At 28.9% G+C, this 692-nt stretch carries 1 protein-coding gene and 1 pseudogene; both read right to left on the bottom strand.

Translation table 11 applies throughout. The features are described from left to right. Positions 1-111 precede the first annotated feature (111 nt). Entirely contained in the window at positions 112-381 is a 270-nt protein-coding gene (locus FUA24_RS04885; RefSeq protein WP_394344186.1) for a DUF1456 family protein, read from the bottom strand. 134 nt (positions 382-515) lie between these two features. Beyond that, positions 516-692: pseudogene (locus FUA24_RS25655) on the bottom strand (serine/threonine protein phosphatase); the annotation flags it as partial.

Genomic DNA, 692 nt, shown 5'->3' with positions numbered 1-692 from the left:
TTATAACCCAAAATTTTGGGAAGGCTACAATGTTATTGAACCTAACAAAGCCATAAAAGATTTTAAGAGCATTGAGTAGTTTACTAATACTTTTCGAATAAAAAGACCCTATTATTTTTGTTTAGGTATTTGCTTTTTTACGTTTTCAGGCATTGGACCTCTTAAATGAATTACAAGACCATTAAGAAAGTTTCTTAAAATTTGATCGCCACATTCCATATACTTAGGATGATCTTCTCGCCTGAAAAAAGCACTTAACTCACTTTTAGAAACTCTAAAATCTACAAGCGATAAAATTTTAATAATATCATCATCGCGTAATTGTAATGCAACTCGTAATTTTTTTAAGACATCGTTATTAGTCATAATATTTCTTTTCACGATTTAAACAAAAGTTAAATCGTTGTTTTTAAATATTTGGTAAATGTAAGTAAAACAACGCTGCCTTTAAACAACATCTTTTAGTTAACTAGAATAAAATAGAAGAATTTAAGCTTTAATAAGAAACGAATTGTTTACTTATTTCTGCCCATTTCATTAGGGTATAAACTTGGTAAATTATCACTTTGCCAAACCTTTTTACTATCAATATCCATGGCTGATAGTTTACCTTTAAAAGCGGCTCCGGTATCTACATTCCATATATTAGCAGCATTCATAGGTTTTTCTATATTAAAATTGGTTGTTGGTGT

The sequence above is a fragment of the Seonamhaeicola marinus genome, assembly GCF_008085455.1.
The sequence above is the reverse complement of the archived record's forward strand: the minus strand, read 5'-3'. Positions and strand labels throughout refer to the sequence as shown.